Source organism: Bacillus sp. G16 (assembly GCF_021282335.1).
GTDB classification, from domain to species: Bacteria; Bacillota; Bacilli; order Bacillales; family Bacillaceae; genus Bacillus; species Bacillus inaquosorum.
Map to the genome: position 1 here is coordinate 22,313 of NZ_JAJSOZ010000025.1, position 14,663 is coordinate 36,975.

The 14,663-nt window shown below is 41.8% G+C and carries 20 protein-coding genes; 12 read left to right on the forward strand and 8 right to left on the reverse strand.

All coding sequences use genetic code 11. The annotated features are described in order from the left end of the window. The first annotated feature begins 10 nt into the window (after positions 1-10). A complete protein-coding gene (locus LWH95_RS19865) occupies positions 11-373 on the forward strand; it encodes a response regulator (protein ID WP_003238192.1) in 363 nt (120 codons plus the stop codon). Between the two features lie 78 nt (positions 374-451). After that, positions 452-943, forward strand: coding sequence for a CcdC family protein (locus tag LWH95_RS19870; protein ID WP_080010815.1), 492 nt, complete (start codon positions 452-454; stop codon positions 941-943). 30 nt (positions 944-973) lie between these two features. On the opposite strand, the gene yneK is transcribed toward LWH95_RS19870, so the two are convergent. From yneK to sspO, 4 genes are all read right to left on the reverse strand, one after another. Beyond that, a complete protein-coding gene (gene yneK, locus LWH95_RS19875) occupies positions 974-1,402 on the reverse strand; it encodes a DynA interaction protein YneK (protein WP_003238189.1) in 429 nt (142 codons plus the stop codon). A 232-nt stretch (positions 1,403-1,634) separates the two neighbouring features. Continuing rightward, on the reverse strand, positions 1,635-2,027 hold the full coding sequence (gene cotM / locus LWH95_RS19880) for an outer spore coat protein CotM (protein WP_080429015.1): 393 nt from the start codon (positions 2,025-2,027) through the stop codon (positions 1,635-1,637). Between the two features lie 81 nt (positions 2,028-2,108). Continuing rightward, entirely contained in the window at positions 2,109-2,255 is a 147-nt protein-coding gene (locus tag LWH95_RS19885; protein WP_003221237.1) for a small acid-soluble spore protein P, read from the reverse strand. A gap of 30 nt (positions 2,256-2,285) precedes the next feature. Next, a complete protein-coding gene (gene sspO / locus LWH95_RS19890; protein WP_003221239.1) occupies positions 2,286-2,432 on the reverse strand; it encodes an acid-soluble spore protein SspO in 147 nt (48 codons plus the stop codon). 226 nt (positions 2,433-2,658) lie between these two features. On the opposite strand from sspO, the gene acnA reads away from it, so the two are divergent. The 7 genes from acnA to LWH95_RS19925 all read left to right on the forward strand — a co-directional run bounded on the left by acnA (position 2,659) and on the right by LWH95_RS19925 (position 7,494). Beyond that, positions 2,659-5,388: an aconitate hydratase AcnA gene (gene acnA, locus LWH95_RS19895; RefSeq protein WP_088110838.1), complete on the forward strand. Its 2,730-nt coding sequence runs from the start codon at positions 2,659-2,661 to the stop codon at positions 5,386-5,388. Positions 5,389-5,459: 71 nt separating this feature from the next. Next, complete coding sequence (locus LWH95_RS19900) at positions 5,460-5,972, forward strand: redoxin domain-containing protein (protein ID WP_232920221.1); 513 nt, start codon at positions 5,460-5,462, stop codon at positions 5,970-5,972. Positions 5,973-6,051: 79 nt separating this feature from the next. Next, positions 6,052-6,177 carry an FbpB family small basic protein gene (locus LWH95_RS19905; protein WP_003244964.1) on the forward strand — a complete coding sequence of 42 codons (126 nt, stop codon included), beginning with the start codon at positions 6,052-6,054 and terminating at the stop codon, positions 6,175-6,177. A 64-nt stretch (positions 6,178-6,241) separates the two neighbouring features. Then, positions 6,242-6,388, forward strand: coding sequence for an acid-soluble spore protein SspN (gene sspN / locus LWH95_RS19910; protein ID WP_003221249.1), 147 nt, complete (start codon positions 6,242-6,244; stop codon positions 6,386-6,388). A 36-nt stretch (positions 6,389-6,424) separates the two neighbouring features. Continuing rightward, positions 6,425-6,679 (forward strand): small acid-soluble spore protein Tlp, encoded by a 255-nt coding sequence (tlp, locus tag LWH95_RS19915; protein WP_003238183.1) that lies wholly within the window; start codon positions 6,425-6,427, stop codon positions 6,677-6,679. Between the two features lie 83 nt (positions 6,680-6,762). Next, positions 6,763-7,179, forward strand: a complete 417-nt coding sequence (locus LWH95_RS19920; protein ID WP_060398713.1) for a YbgC/FadM family acyl-CoA thioesterase — start codon at positions 6,763-6,765, stop codon at positions 7,177-7,179. 15 nt (positions 7,180-7,194) lie between these two features. Further along, on the forward strand, positions 7,195-7,494 hold the full coding sequence (locus tag LWH95_RS19925; protein WP_060398714.1) for a hypothetical protein: 300 nt from the start codon (positions 7,195-7,197) through the stop codon (positions 7,492-7,494). 31 nt (positions 7,495-7,525) lie between these two features. Here the strand turns inward: LWH95_RS19925 and LWH95_RS19930 are convergent, their stop codons facing one another. Together LWH95_RS19930 and plsY are read right to left on the reverse strand one after the other, a co-directional pair. Next, the gene (locus tag LWH95_RS19930; protein ID WP_003238180.1) at positions 7,526-7,813 is read right to left on the reverse strand and encodes a HesB/YadR/YfhF family protein; all 288 of its coding nucleotides are present in this window, start codon (positions 7,811-7,813) and stop codon (positions 7,526-7,528) included. Positions 7,814-7,892: 79 nt separating this feature from the next. Next, complete coding sequence (plsY, locus tag LWH95_RS19935; RefSeq protein WP_003238179.1) at positions 7,893-8,474, reverse strand: glycerol-3-phosphate 1-O-acyltransferase PlsY; 582 nt, start codon at positions 8,472-8,474, stop codon at positions 7,893-7,895. Positions 8,475-8,641: 167 nt separating this feature from the next. Here plsY and LWH95_RS19940 point away from each other — a divergent pair, with 167 nt between their 5' ends. The 3 genes from LWH95_RS19940 (at position 8,642) to parC (ending at position 13,834) form a co-directional block, all read left to right on the forward strand. Beyond that, on the forward strand, positions 8,642-9,049 hold the full coding sequence (locus LWH95_RS19940; protein ID WP_060398715.1) for a CoA-binding protein: 408 nt from the start codon (positions 8,642-8,644) through the stop codon (positions 9,047-9,049). Between the two features lie 393 nt (positions 9,050-9,442). Beyond that, the gene (gene parE / locus LWH95_RS19945; RefSeq protein ID WP_019258532.1) at positions 9,443-11,410 is read left to right on the forward strand and encodes a DNA topoisomerase IV subunit B; all 1,968 of its coding nucleotides are present in this window, start codon (positions 9,443-9,445) and stop codon (positions 11,408-11,410) included. Between the two features lie 3 nt (positions 11,411-11,413). Then, positions 11,414-13,834 carry a DNA topoisomerase IV subunit A gene (gene parC / locus LWH95_RS19950; protein WP_232920222.1) on the forward strand — a complete coding sequence of 807 codons (2,421 nt, stop codon included), beginning with the start codon at positions 11,414-11,416 and terminating at the stop codon, positions 13,832-13,834. Positions 13,835-13,881: 47 nt separating this feature from the next. On the opposite strand, the gene LWH95_RS21660 is transcribed toward parC, so the two are convergent. Continuing rightward, a complete protein-coding gene (locus tag LWH95_RS21660; protein WP_003238174.1) occupies positions 13,882-14,007 on the reverse strand; it encodes a hypothetical protein in 126 nt (41 codons plus the stop codon). Between the two features lie 25 nt (positions 14,008-14,032). Next, positions 14,033-14,386: a hypothetical protein gene (locus LWH95_RS19955; protein ID WP_003238171.1), complete on the reverse strand. Its 354-nt coding sequence runs from the start codon at positions 14,384-14,386 to the stop codon at positions 14,033-14,035. Positions 14,387-14,663: the final 277 nt, after the last annotated feature.

Below are 14,663 nucleotides of genomic sequence, written 5' to 3' on the forward strand. Positions count from 1 at the left end.
GGAGGGGAATATGACAAGAGTTTTAGTTGTAGACGACGCCAAGTTCATGAGAGTGAAAATCAGAGAGATCTTGGAAGAGGCAAATTATATAATCGCAGGCGAAGCGGCGGACGGTGAGCAAGCAGCGGACCTGTATAAAAAACTGCGGCCGGACATCGTGACAATGGATATTACTATGCCAGTGAAAAATGGTATTAAGGCTCTTCGTGATATCTTAACCTTTGATCCTAAAGCGAAGGTCATCATGTGCACTGCCATGCGCCAGCAAAGAATTGTATCTGAAGCGATTGAACTGGGAGCAAAGGACTTTATTGTTAAGCCGTTCGAGGAAACAAAAGTGTTAGAAGCTGTTAGCCGTGTTATGGGACATTAAAGTCATTTCTTTTCAAAATGGTTTTTTTTATTGTTTTGGAGTATAGTATATAGTATCAACACTCCGAGAAACAAAGGAATGATAAGTATGATGATTATAGTTTCATCGATTATTGCTGTGTTAATGGCTGTAGCTGTAATGGTGGTCAGAATTAAGTCCTCTGACAAGCCCGTTTCACCGAAAAAAATCATTCTTCCGCCGATTTTTATGAGTACGGGAGCGTTAATGTTTTTATTTCCGGTATTTTGGGTAACTGGTGCAGAGTTTTTAGAAGCGATCACTTTAGGCGTGATTTTCTCTATTTTTCTCATCAAAACTTCTAAGTTTGAAATTAAAAATAATGAAATTTACATGAAACGCTCTAAAGCATTTGTATTTATATTAGTCGGTCTTTTAGTGATCAGGATCGTGATGAAATCGATCTTAAGCACATCGATTGACTACGGCGCACTGAGCGGAATGTTTTGGATTCTGGCTTTCGGTATGATTGTGCCGTGGAGAATCGCCATGTATTTATCATACCGAAAACTTCATAACGAGCTGCAGTCAGCTAATATTCAAATGAATTAAAAAACCTTTCCTCCTGTCAGGAAAGGTTTTTTATTTAAGAAGGGCTTGATAAGGTTCGAGATCGATTTTTTTGTCTCGCAGATGCCTTTTTAAGAAGGTATGGTCTCTTTTAGGAGTTGCGAGAATATAGCCTCTGATCATCAGTTGCTGATCAATCTTTGATACCTTTTCTTTTAATGCAAGCTCACCGATTTTACCTGCGATTTTGGCTTTTGCTGCATCTCTGAACAGCTCCGGAACCGGAGATACCAATTCATTCAGAAATTGTTTGTTTTCATCGCTCCACAAGTGCCTGCTGTTTTTGATATAGTAATCCTGCCAATCAAGCTCTGACCTGCCGTCTTCTTTTGGTAAACGCTTTAGAAATTTTCGAAACATAAAAAAACCGCCGATTGATAATAAGACAACCATCATGATCACCCAAAACAGAATAAACCACAAAAACCAGCCTTCCAGCATCAATCATTCCCCCTTATTCTAACCATATTGTATACGAAGAGAGATTAGAAGAACACAGTAAAAAAAGAATAGAAAAAAGTGATAGACGTCTAGTCAAAAGAGATAGTAGATCATATTCTATTGTATAGTGAATCTGCTATTTGGCCATGGGAGAGTCACTAGAGGGTATTTGACGATAAATGGACGGAAAAAAAGTCACTTTCATAATAGGGGATGAAAGTGACTTTTTATGTTAGCTGAGAGGAAATTGAAGAGAAAAAGAAGAACCATCTTCTGTTTCTTTATTGACGGCAACTGTGAGTATTTGATTTTCACATTCGGTTTGAATGGTTTTGTCATTTAAATAAAAAGGAAGCATCATTTGTTTTTCAATAGTCTGTCCTGACGATTTGACCGTTAAGATGAAATCGCATCCAGACAGGGTAACCGTTACTTGTGTCGGCTTTAAAAAAGTCAGATCCGCTTCAATAATATACTGCTGACTTGTTTCATATAAATCAATAGGCAATGTTTCGTCGTACCAGGCGAAGGGGTCTTCAAAAAATTGCCGAAGCCATTCATCCATACCATCGAAATCATTAGCATCATTACGTTTTGAATGGGTCATGGAAGCATTCCTCCACATATCAACCTTGCTTTACATCATATGCGGAGGATCGGAAATGGGTGAACGCATAAAAAAAACAGACACTAAGGTCTGCTTTTCTTACATATCATGGCTTGAGTTATGCTTCTGTCTTGTGTGGTTTCGGTTCTTCACTTTTTTGCTTCCACTGAGAGGCTCCGGCTGACCCGGATTGTGTCCTTTAGGGGCGTTTTTATGCATATCTTTACTTGTATTTTTATTGGTCATAAAATAGAACCTCCTTAAAAGAGTCCGGTGTTATTGATTGGTTTTTCTTTTTTTATTATTTTGGCGTTCAGCTTCAGTCAGTACAAGCTGGTCGTTTTCGACGTAGCCGGCGCCTTTGCCTTGGCTTTTCGCGTCATTCATTCCGTTAATTACGTGATTCGCTTTTCTTTTAACCATCATTATCACCTCAATCATAATATGGCTCCTTTTGTTGCGTTATATGAGAGAGCATAAACAGTAATAATTACCGGTACATTTGTCCGATAAGCCGAACTTATTGTATTTAATAAAAACATTGATATTTACTTATGTATGATTTTGTTTTAATATGAAATTGTGAGAAAATTGTGATGGAATTTACGTTCATCTGAGAATGATCTGATCTGAAGGGGGATTTTGGAGAATGGCAAACGAGCAAAAAACTGCAGCAAAAGACGTTTTCCAAGCGAGAAAAACGTTTACTACAAATGGGAAAACATATCATTACTACTCTTTAAAAGCGTTAGAAGATTCAGGTATCGGGAAGGTTTCGAAGCTTCCTTATTCCATCAAAGTTCTTTTAGAATCAGTATTACGTCAAGTTGACGGATTCGTCATCAAAAAAGAACACGTGGAAAATTTGGCAAAATGGGGAACTGCCGAATTAAAGGAAATCGACGTTCCGTTCAAACCGTCTCGTGTTATTTTACAAGACTTCACAGGGGTTCCGGCAGTAGTAGACCTTGCTTCACTGCGTAAAGCGATGGCAGCTGTCGGCGGAGATCCTGATAAAATTAACCCTGAAATTCCTGTTGATCTCGTTATCGACCACTCTGTACAGGTTGATAAAGCGGGAACAGAAGATGCGTTAGCTATTAATATGGACTTGGAATTCGAAAGAAATGCAGAGCGCTACAAATTTTTAAGCTGGGCAAAGAAAGCGTTTAATAACTATCAGGCAGTGCCGCCTGCAACAGGTATCGTGCACCAGGTAAACCTAGAGTTCCTGGCAAGTGTCGTCCATGCCATTGAAGAAGACGGCGAGCTTGTAACGTATCCTGATACGCTTGTCGGAACAGACTCACATACTACAATGATTAACGGTATCGGCGTTCTCGGCTGGGGTGTCGGCGGAATTGAAGCTGAAGCGGGAATGCTTGGACAGCCTTCTTACTTCCCAGTTCCTGAGGTAATCGGCGCGAAACTTGTCGGCAAGCTTCCAAACGGAACAACAGCTACTGACTTGGCGTTAAAAGTGACACAGGTGCTGCGTCAAAAAGGCGTTGTCGGCAAGTTTGTTGAATTCTTCGGACCGGGAATTGCTGAACTGCCGCTTGCGGATCGTGCAACAATTGCGAACATGGCTCCGGAATACGGCGCTACATGCGGTTTCTTCCCAGTAGATGAAGAAGCGCTCAACTACTTGCGTCTGACAGGCCGTGATCCTGAACATATTGATGTTGTTGAAGCATACTGCAGAAGTAATGGCTTGTTCTACACTCCTGATGCTGAAGACCCTCAATTTACTGATGTGGTTGAAATTGACCTGTCGCAAATTGAAGCAAACTTATCAGGTCCAAAGCGTCCTCAGGATTTAATCCCGCTTTCTGCTATGCAGGAAACATTTAAAAAGCATTTGGTCAGCCCTGCTGGTAACCAAGGATTCGGTTTAAATGCTGAAGAAGAAGATAAAGAAATTAAGTTTAAACTCCTTAACGGCGAAGAAACAGTTATGAAAACGGGTGCAATCGCCATTGCTGCGATTACAAGCTGTACGAATACATCAAACCCGTACGTTCTGATCGGCGCCGGACTAGTAGCGAAAAAAGCGGTTGAATTAGGGCTTAAGGTACCTAATTACGTGAAAACGTCACTTGCACCAGGTTCTAAAGTCGTTACAGGATATCTTGTGAATTCAGGCCTTCTTCCATACATGAAAGAGCTTGGTTTTAACCTCGTTGGGTACGGATGTACAACATGTATCGGAAACTCAGGTCCGCTTTCACCAGAAATTGAAGAAGCAGTTGCGAAAAATGATCTTCTGATTACGTCTGTCCTTTCCGGAAACCGTAACTTTGAAGGGCGTATTCACCCGCTTGTTAAAGGCAACTATCTTGCTTCACCGCCGCTTGTTGTGGCATATGCGCTGGCTGGAACGGTAAACATTAACCTGAAAACCGATCCGATCGGTGTGGGCAAAGATGGTCAAAACGTATACTTTAACGACATTTGGCCGTCAATGGACGAAATTAATTCACTTGTTAAGCAAACTGTTACGCCTGAGCTCTTCCGCAAAGAGTATGAAACGGTATTTGACGATAACAAGCGCTGGAACGAGATTGAAACAACAGATGAAGCATTATATAAATGGGATAGTGAGTCAACTTACATTCAGAACCCGCCATTCTTCGAAGAAATGTCTGTTGAACCAGGAAAGGTTGAGCCATTAAAAGGCCTGCGTGTTGTCGGTAAATTCGGCGATTCAGTCACAACTGACCATATTTCTCCTGCAGGGGCAATCGGAAAAGACACGCCTGCCGGTAAGTACTTGCAAGAGAAAGGTGTTTCTCCTCGTGACTTTAACTCCTACGGTTCCCGCCGCGGTAACCATGAAGTCATGATGAGAGGAACATTTGCAAACATCCGCATCAAAAACCAAATTGCGCCGGGTACAGAAGGTGGATTTACAACGTACTGGCCGACTGGTGAAGTAACATCGATCTATGATGCGTGTATGAGATACAAAGAAGATAAAACCGGTCTTGTCGTATTAGCTGGAAAAGACTATGGTATGGGTTCTTCACGTGACTGGGCTGCAAAAGGAACAAACCTTCTTGGCATCAGAACGGTAATTGCCGAGAGCTTTGAAAGAATTCACAGAAGCAACCTTGTATTCATGGGTGTGCTGCCGCTTCAATTTAAACAAGGTGAAAATGCGGAAACACTCGGCTTAACTGGTAAAGAAATCATCGAGGTAGATGTTGATGAAAGCGTACGCCCTCGTGATATCGTTACAGTAAGAGCAATTGATGAAGACGGAAATGTAAAAACATTTGAAGCACTTGTCCGCTTTGATAGTGAAGTTGAAATTGATTACTACCGCCATGGCGGTATCCTGCAAATGGTGCTTCGCGATAAAATGAAGCAATCCTGATGAATCAATAGGAAGAGAAGGCATTAAGCTTTCTCTTCTTTTTATGACAAAGTGTGCTGCGGAGGTGGCATATGCTGAAAAAATGGCTCGCAGGGATTCTGCTTATCGTGCTTGCCGGTTATATGGGATGGAATTTGTATCAAACATACAGCAAAAAAGAAGTGGGGATTGAAGAGGGACAGCAAGCACCTAATTTTTCTTTGAAAACGCTATCAGGAGAGAAAAGTTCCTTACAGGACACAAAAGGCAAAAAAGTGCTGCTCAATTTCTGGGCAACTTGGTGTAAACCGTGCCGTCAAGAAATGCCAGCGATGGAACAGCTGCAAAAAGAGCACGCTGACGAACTTGCGGTTGTTGCGGTTAATTTCACTTCAGCTGAGAAAAGCGAAAAACAGGTTCAGGCGTTTGCTGATACCTATGACTTAACGTTTCCCATCTTGATTGATAAAAAAGGGATTAATGCTGACTATAATGTGATGTCATACCCAATGACGTATATCTTAGATGAAAAAGGCGTCATACAAGACATACACATTGGCACCATGACAAAAAAAGAAATGGAACAAAAACTGGATCTTGATTAGATTCAGTTTTTTTATGTTCAGATATGCTTACAAGTTTTCAGAATTGGAAAAAATAAAAGAATATGCGGAGGTGAGAAGAGTGAAGAAGATGAGAAAGCGTTCTTTTCATGAGCTCGTCATGGAAAACAAAAAAGAGCTGATGACCAATACAGAGTATTTAAATCAGCTTGAGGAAAAGCTTGAACAGCGATTTAAGCAAAAATAACCTTTAATTTGTATTCATGTTTACCCCTCCTTTTGAGAATCCTATCTGTTGAGGAGGGATAAACATGGGAAACAACAAGAAAAACGGTCAGCCTCAATATGCTCCAAGCCACTTGGGTACAAAGCCTGTGAAATATAAAGCCAATAAAGGGGAAAAAATGCATGATACTTCCGGGCAGCAGCCTATCATCATGCAGACAAAAGGCGAGTAACGCCGAACAGAGTTTATTTCTAGGAGGTACATCCGAATGACGAATAACCAAAATCAATATCAGCAGCAGCCAAAACCTGATGATCGTTCTGATAATGTAGAAAAATTGCAGGATATGGTTCAAAACACAATTGAAAACATAGAAGAAGCAGAAGAATCAATGGAGTTTGCTTCGGGAGAAGATAAGCAGCGCATCAAAGAAAAAAATGCAAGACGCGAACAGAGCATCGAAGCTTTTCGCAATGAAATTCAAGACGAGTCCGCAGCGAGAGAAAACGGATACCGCTCTTAAAAACCAGGGAAACCTGGTTTTTTTCTTTCTGATTTGATTATGGTAAAATGGGGCTAAATTGACGTTAAGGGAGCAGAGTAATCTTGCATGTATCAAAAAAAGAAATAGAAGTGCGTTATGCAGAAACAGATCAAATGGGGATTGTCTATCACGCAAATTATCTTGTGTGGATGGAGCTCGGCAGAACGGCCCTCATTAAGGACTTAGGCTTTTTATACAGTGATATGGAAAAGAAAGGCGTTCTTTCTCCAGTCGTTGATATCAATATTTCCTATAAAAAGCCGCTTCATTACGGAGAAACCGCGGTTGTGCACACATGGATAGAGGAATACAACGGCTTTAAAACCATTTATGGTTATCACATTTATAATCCGGCCGGTGAGCTTTCTATCGAAGCCACCTCATCTCATATTTGTGTGGATAAAGAAAGCTTTAAGCCTATTCAGTTCCGCAAAGCTTTCCCAGATTGGCACGCAGCATATGAAAAGGCCAAAAAATAGGGAAGTGAACGAGATATGGCGTTTGGTGTAAAACGTGAGGAACTTAACCGGTGGAAACACGCCGTGAAAAGAGGAGAAATCGCATTTTTAACACATTATTGGCTGGATGACCGGTTTCCAGAAGCAAAGACCGTGACTAAAGCCGGCTGTGCAGATATTGATAAGCTGATTCAATGGGGAGCGGCGTACGGTTTAAAAAAAGAATGGATACATAGAAAAAGTGAATTTCCTCACTTTGATCTGCTGGGTGAGACACAAAAATATATTTTGGAACAAGAAAACCTGACCGATCATCTTACACGATTTCATTTGTAAAAAAAAGAACGCACATTATGTGCGTTCTTTTTTATTGGTATTCAAAAACCGGTTCACCAGCGTCCTCTGAATAGCTGACTAGAAGGTCGTGGTTATCGAAGTACCATAGATCACTTTCTTCAATAAAGAACGTAATGCCGCCGGCTTCTGCAGTGGCTCCAGCCTCTTGTGGGGCATCTTTTGCCACTCCGAGGGAAAATCCCTTTTGAACGTTGCTACAGCCACCGTAGCGGACGAAAAAGCGAACCTGGTCTCCGCTTTCTAAATCGAGCTCTTCCTTATACCAGTTCAGTGCGTCTTCGTTAATTGTCATATTCATAACAGAACACCCCTTTGTTCTTCATTTGAATTTTCTCTATTATAAACGTATTAGGCTATTCTGTGTCAAAAGAGAAGGTTTATAACCATTTCACTTTAGGTTCTGTTTTATTGATAATTCGTTTAATGTTCGCCCGGTGTCTGTATATCACAAAAATAGTGAGCAGGGTAACGACAATCAATAAATACTTATCATGGACAAAGAGACTATATATAACAGTATAGATCCCTGTTAACATCGATGACAGAGAAACAAATTTAGTCAAGTATAAAAAGATAAAGAATACCGCAACCATCGTGATAAATAACAGAGGTGCGTAAAATAGCAAAACGCCTCCGGACGTTGCCACGGCTTTGCCGCCTTTAAATTTAGCGAAGATGGGAAACACATGGCCTAAAACTGCAAAGACTCCTGCTAGAAGCGGGTGAATATCAACATGCATGAGAAATGGCAATGCAGTTGCCAGCGTCCCTTTCAAAATATCTCCGGCTATCACGATCGAACCTGCTTTTACGCCCAGCGTACGGAATGCATTGGTAGCGCCTAAGTTGCCGCTTCCGTGCTCCCTAATATCAATTCCCTTGGCAAGCTTGCCCACAATTAAGCCAGATGGAATGCTGCCTATCAAGTAGGCCAAAATAATCAATAAAGCAATTAACATCTACATTTCTCCTTTTTCAAAGTCCCTTCTTTCTATTTTAACATGAGATATCATAATCTGATGATAAGTTTTTTTAAAGTTTGCTTGCAAATTCAATCAAACATGCATCATATTTTGATTTCTTACATTTTGATCATGTAAAATAGATGAAAAAGGAGTGGTACATGATGCAAAACCCTTCCAAAGCGGAAATTAAAGAGATTCTTGAAAGAAGCAAGCGAATTGCGGTAGTGGGGCTATCAGACCGGCCGGATAGAACGTCGCATATGGTTTCAAAAGCGATGCAGGATGCGGGCTATGAAATCATTCCCGTCAATCCTACAATTGATGAGGCACTTGGTGTCAAAGCCGTTTCATCTTTAAAAGAGATTGACGGTCCAATTGACATCGTCAATGTATTCCGGCGCTCAGAACAGCTGCCAGGCGTGGCGGAAGAGTTTTTGGAGACAGATGCCCCAGTATTTTGGGCACAGCAAGGGCTGGTAAACGAAGAGGCTTACCAGATGCTAAAGGAAAAAAACAGAACGGTTATCATGGATCTGTGCATAAAAGTGGCGCACGCTGTAACAAAATAGGTGCAGAACTGCAAAAATCCTTGTGAATTCAAGGATTTTTGCTTTTTAATTTTAAGATATTGTTTGCGTATTACGGTGAAACAGATACAATAAAGCTTGAACAGCTTTTTTTGAATACCTTGTCTAGCTGGGTTTCGGCCGTTCGATTTGCGAAGGTCTGCTGCTTTATATATAATAAACAAACATACGTTCTCATAGTGTGAAAACAGCACTAGCCGATGTTTTGCGAACTGATTCGTTAGCTCTATGTTGCGATTGCGAACATATTGGTTATAATGGGGAGTCCAAGGCAGTACCGGCTCGAGGCAAGGTTTTAACAAATACTTTATACAATTGATGCGTAACACTGAAAAAGAGAAAGACAATGTTAGTTTTTGAAAGGGGTTTGTACGTTTGGCTAGAAAACAGCAATTTGATTACAACGAAGATGCCATACAGGTGCTCGAAGGCCTTGAGGCCGTCAGGAAAAGGCCGGGTATGTATATTGGTTCTACTGACGCGCGTGGCTTGCACCACTTGGTTTATGAAATTGTAGATAACTCTGTCGACGAGGTGCTTGCCGGCCATGGAGATCACATAATCGTCAAAATACATAAAGACAACAGTATTTCTGTTCAGGATAGAGGCCGCGGCATGCCGACCGGAATGCATAAGCTCGGCAAACCAACCCCTGAAGTGATTTTAACGGTGCTTCATGCCGGAGGAAAGTTCGGCCAAGGCGGCTATAAGACAAGCGGAGGGCTGCACGGAGTTGGTGCATCAGTCGTGAATGCTTTATCTGAATGGCTGACGGTTACGATTGAGCGGGACGGTTTCGTCTATCAGCAGCGATTTGAAAATGGAGGAAAACCGGTTACATCTCTCGAAAAGATCGGCAAAACAAAAAAGACTGGAACGCTTACGCACTTTAAGCCAGATCCAACGATGTTCAGCGCAACAACTTATAATTTTGAAACGCTTTCTGAGCGCTTAAGAGAATCTGCGTTTTTGTTAAAAGGATTAAAAATTGAGCTGATTGACGAGCGCAATGACCAACATGAGGTCTTTTATTATGAGAACGGCATAGAAGCGTTTGTCGCTTACTTAAATGAGGAAAAAGACGTCTTGTCTGAAGTGGTCTCGTTTGAAGGAGAGCATCATTCAATAGAAGTAGACTTTGCGTTCCAGTTTAACGACGGCTATTCTGAAAACATTTTATCGTTTGTTAACAACGTCAGAACAAAAGACGGCGGGACTCATGAGTCAGGTGCAAAAACTGCGATGACACGTGCTTTTAATGAATATGCGAGAAAAGTGGCTTTGCTGAAAGAAAAGGATAAGAACCTTGAAGGCACTGATATAAGGGAAGGGCTTTCAGCCATTATTTCTGTCCGCATTCCTGAGGAGCTTCTTCAATTTGAGGGACAAACAAAAGGAAAGCTCGGTACTAGTGAAGCGAGGTCAGCGGTTGATGCGATTGTTTCAGAGCAGCTTGCTTACTTTTTAGAGGAAAACCGGGATACTGCAACGCTTCTTGTTAAAAAAGCAATCAAAGCGAGCCAGGCGCGCGAAGCGGCACGCAAAGCCCGTGAAGAAGCAAGAAGCGGCAAAAAACGAAAAAAATCAGAAGCGACATTAAGCGGGAAGCTGACGCCTGCGGGTTCGAGAAACCCGGCAAAGAATGAATTGTATCTCGTTGAGGGTGATTCAGCAGGCGGGTCAGCTAAGCAGGGAAGAGACCGCAGATTCCAAGCGGTTCTGCCTTTACGCGGTAAAGTCATTAATACGGAAAAAGCTAAGCTTGCTGATATCTTTAAAAATGAAGAGATCAATACGATCATTCATGCGATTGGCGGGGGTGTCGGGGCGGATTTCTCAATTGATGACATCAACTACGACAAAATCATCATAATGACAGATGCCGATACCGACGGCGCTCATATTCAAGTGCTGCTTCTCACCTTTTTCTATCGCTATATGAAGCCGCTCATTGAGCATGGCAAGGTGTTCATTGCACTGCCTCCTTTATATAAGGTCAGCAAAGGAAGCGGGAAAAAGGAAATCATTGAATACGCATGGTCTGATGAAGAGATGGATGATGTCCTGAAAAAAGTCGGAAAAGGATATACCATTCAGCGATACAAGGGTCTTGGAGAGATGAACGCAGACCAGCTGTGGGAAACGACAATGAATCCGGAGTCCCGCACGCTTGTAAGAGTCAAAATCGACGATGCGGCACGTGTAGAGAGACGTGTGACGACGTTAATGGGAGACAAAGTAGAGCCGCGCAGAAAGTGGATTGAGAAAAACGTCGCTTTCGGCTTAGATGAAGAAAGCAATATTTTAGAAAATGAAAACTTATCGGTCGCTGAGGAGGTTTAATGATTGTCACAGCCAGAATTATTTCATGATTTACCATTAGAAGAGGTCATCGGCGACCGTTTTGGACGCTACAGTAAATATATTATTCAAGACAGGGCGCTTCCTGATGCGAGAGACGGCTTAAAGCCGGTACAGCGCAGAATTCTGTATGCGATGCATACAGATGGAAACACGTTTGATAAAAACTTCAGAAAAGCAGCCAAAACGGTCGGTAACGTTATCGGTAACTATCATCCGCACGGTGACAGTTCGGTTTATGAAGCAATGGTGCGGATGAGCCAGGATTGGAAAGTGCGAAATGTGTTAATCGAAATGCACGGGAACAACGGAAGCATCGACGGAGATCCCCCGGCAGCCATGCGTTATACAGAGGCACGACTATCTCCGATTGCATCTGAGCTTCTTCGGGATATTGACAAAAATACGGTTGAATTTGTGCCGAACTTCGATGATACAAGCAAGGAGCCTGTTGTACTCCCGGCGATGTTTCCTAACCTATTGGTCAACGGATCTACCGGGATTTCTGCAGGATACGCGACCGACATTCCCCCTCATCATTTGGGAGAAGTCATTGATGCTGTCATTAAGCGTATTCAAATGCCATCTTGCTCTATTGATGAACTCATGGAAGTCATTAAAGGGCCTGATTTTCCGACAGGCGGTATTATTCAAGGCGTTGACGGCATAAGAAAAGCTTACGAAACCGGAAAAGGAAAAATTATTATCCGCGGAAAAGCTGAAATTGAAGCCATCAGAGGCGGACGTGAACAAATTGTCATTACGGAAATTCCATTTGAAGTAAACAAAGCAAATCTTGTGAAAAAAATGGACGAGTACCGCCTTGATAAAAAGGTTGAGGGCATCTCAGAGGTTCGCGATGAAACGGATCGGACAGGGCTGAGAGTGGTCATTGAACTGAAGAAAGAAGCGGATGCCAAAGGCATTTTGAATTTCTTATATAAAAATACCGATTTGCAGATCACATATAACTTTAATATGGTGGCCATTCATAACCGCCGTCCGATGCTGATGAGCCTGCCGTCTATTTTGGATGCATATATCGGCCACCAGAAGGAAGTCGTCACAAACCGGTCTGTCTACGAGCTTCAAAAAGCAAAAGACAGACATCACATCGTAGAAGGTCTCATGAAAGCTTTGTCCATTTTGGATGAAGTCATTGCAACGATCCGTTCTTCAAGCGATAAACGTGACGCTAAAAACAACTTGATAGCGAAATATAATTTTACAGAGCCTCAGGCTGAAGCCATCGTGTCATTGCAGCTATATCGTTTAACCAATACAGATATCACAGCGCTGAAGGAAGAGGCAGAAGAGCTCGGCAAAAAAATCGAAGAGCTCGAATCCATTCTGAGCAATGATAAAAAGCTGTTAAAAGTGATCACAAACAGCTTAAAAGCGCTGAAAAAGAAATATGCAGACACGAGACGCTCCGTGATTGAAGAAAAAATTGAGGAAATTAAAATTAACCTTGAAGTCATGGTAGCGTCTGAGGACGTATATGTGACCGTTACGAAGGATGGTTACCTAAAACGGACGAGCCAGCGCTCATTTGCCGCTTCCAACGGTCAGGATTTCGGAATGAAAGATACGGACAGGATGCTGCATCAGTTTGAAATGAATACGACGGATGTGCTGCTGCTCTTTACGAACAAAGGAAGCTACATCTATTGTCCGGTTCACCAGCTGCCTGATATCAGATGGAAGGACATGGGCCAGCATTTTTCAAATCTGATCACCATTGACCGTGATGAAACGATTGTAAAGGCCATACCGATAAAAGAATTTGACCCGTCGGCGTATCTATTGTTCTTCACGAAAAACGGCATGGTGAAAAAGACAGAACTCACCCATTATAAAGCACAGCGTTATTCTAAAGCGCTTGTGGCCTTAAATCTGAAGGGTGAAGACGAACTGATCGATGTGCATGTAACAAATGGGGAGAGCCAGATCTTTTTGGCCACTCACCTAGGGTACGGCCTATGGTTTGGAGAAGACGAAGTAAATGTAGTTGGCGCACGTGCGGCAGGTGTCAAAGGGATTAACCTAAAAGAAGATGACTTTGTTGTCTCCGGAGAGATCCTTCAAGAATCCGATTCAATTGTATTGTTCACTCAGCGGGGAGCGGTGAAACGCATGAGCCTTTCTGAGTTTGAAAAAACATCCCGCGCAAAACGCGGTGTCGTGATGCTAAGAGAACTGAAGAAGAACCCTCACCGAGTCGCAGCATTGTTTGCTTGCGGTCTTCATCAGCGATTTATGGCTGAAACAGAAAAAGGTGACAGAAAAGAACTGCAGGCAAAAGACTTCCGGACAAACGACAGATACAGCAATGGCTCTTTCTTTATTGATGAAGAGGAGTCAGGCAAGGTCACGGCTGTCTGGCGCCTTCATACAGAACAATAATAAAAAACCCGCTCACATTATGCGAGCGGGTTTCATTTGTTTTTTAATCAGCTTTCATGGCTGGAGAAAAGATCTGTCATGGCATGAATGACTTCGATTCCTTGCCATACAAATAAATTCAGTGCTGTGAAAGAAAATAAGCCTAAAATCACCATTCTTAAGATAAACAACATGTTTAACAGCCTCCTCATATTTTCGTTATATAATCGGGTGATGTTGAACATGAAGTTTGCCGAAATAAGACGATTGATAAAATTTGGCCAGTATAAAGCTTTTTTTCCGCTGGCGCCTGCGGGAGTAACCCGTATTTTTGCTTTCAGCGGTTATAAGCAGAACAGCCATTGCCCATAAAGCAGTCAGCGCAAATGCTCCTGTGATGGATTTCTTTTCATCATCTGCATTTTGGCCGGCTTTCATCTCATGCATTTCCTGCTGGTCGGCTACAGCTTTATAATGATGGCCAATATCAAAGGCATGGGGGATTGAGAACAAATGAAAACTGGCAATCGCCAAGAACAAGATGGACGCTTTCAGTATCGTTACCTTTTTCAAATGATCTTCCCCCCTTTAATATTACTGAATATTTTTATAATAATACCCTAATCCATCCTCAAAGTAAACCTGATTTATTAAATTTAAAAATAAAGTTCACTTTGTTAAGTATATATCTTTTTGCTTATTTTTGAAAGAGAAATTTCTTTTATTAGTGTATGTATACCCGGTCTAAGATGTGAATAAAAACGCATTTTAGATGATATGTTTGTTGTTTAGGATTTATGACTTTATGTATCAAAGGAAACAGAAAGTGTCAGGGGAGAAATTCTAATAT

What these genes read in the sequence shown, in the direction of transcription:
- LWH95_RS19865 (WP_003238192.1), top strand. Translation starts at nt 11, where the DNA reads ATGACAAGAGTTTTAGTTGTAGACGACGCCAAGTTCATGAGAGTGAAA.
- LWH95_RS19870 (WP_080010815.1), top strand. Translation starts at nt 452, where the DNA reads ATGATAAGTATGATGATTATAGTTTCATCGATTATTGCTGTGTTAATG.
- yneK (WP_003238189.1), bottom strand. Translation starts at nt 1,402, where the DNA reads ATGCTGGAAGGCTGGTTTTTGTGGTTTATTCTGTTTTGGGTGATCATG.
- cotM (WP_080429015.1), bottom strand. Translation starts at nt 2,027, where the DNA reads ATGTGGAGGAATGCTTCCATGACCCATTCAAAACGTAATGATGCTAAT.
- LWH95_RS19885 (WP_003221237.1), bottom strand. Translation starts at nt 2,255, where the DNA reads ATGACCAATAAAAATACAAGTAAAGATATGCATAAAAACGCCCCTAAA.
- sspO (WP_003221239.1), bottom strand. Translation starts at nt 2,432, where the DNA reads ATGGTTAAAAGAAAAGCGAATCACGTAATTAACGGAATGAATGACGCG.
- acnA (WP_088110838.1), top strand. Translation starts at nt 2,659, where the DNA reads ATGGCAAACGAGCAAAAAACTGCAGCAAAAGACGTTTTCCAAGCGAGA.
- LWH95_RS19900 (WP_232920221.1), top strand. Translation starts at nt 5,460, where the DNA reads ATGCTGAAAAAATGGCTCGCAGGGATTCTGCTTATCGTGCTTGCCGGT.
- sspN (WP_003221249.1), top strand. Translation starts at nt 6,242, where the DNA reads ATGGGAAACAACAAGAAAAACGGTCAGCCTCAATATGCTCCAAGCCAC.
- tlp (WP_003238183.1), top strand. Translation starts at nt 6,425, where the DNA reads ATGACGAATAACCAAAATCAATATCAGCAGCAGCCAAAACCTGATGAT.
- LWH95_RS19925 (WP_060398714.1), top strand. Translation starts at nt 7,195, where the DNA reads ATGGCGTTTGGTGTAAAACGTGAGGAACTTAACCGGTGGAAACACGCC.
- LWH95_RS19930 (WP_003238180.1), bottom strand. Translation starts at nt 7,813, where the DNA reads ATGAATATGACAATTAACGAAGACGCACTGAACTGGTATAAGGAAGAG.
- plsY (WP_003238179.1), bottom strand. Translation starts at nt 8,474, where the DNA reads ATGTTAATTGCTTTATTGATTATTTTGGCCTACTTGATAGGCAGCATT.
- LWH95_RS19940 (WP_060398715.1), top strand. Translation starts at nt 8,642, where the DNA reads ATGCAAAACCCTTCCAAAGCGGAAATTAAAGAGATTCTTGAAAGAAGC.
- LWH95_RS21660 (WP_003238174.1), bottom strand. Translation starts at nt 14,007, where the DNA reads ATGTTGTTTATCTTAAGAATGGTGATTTTAGGCTTATTTTCTTTCACA.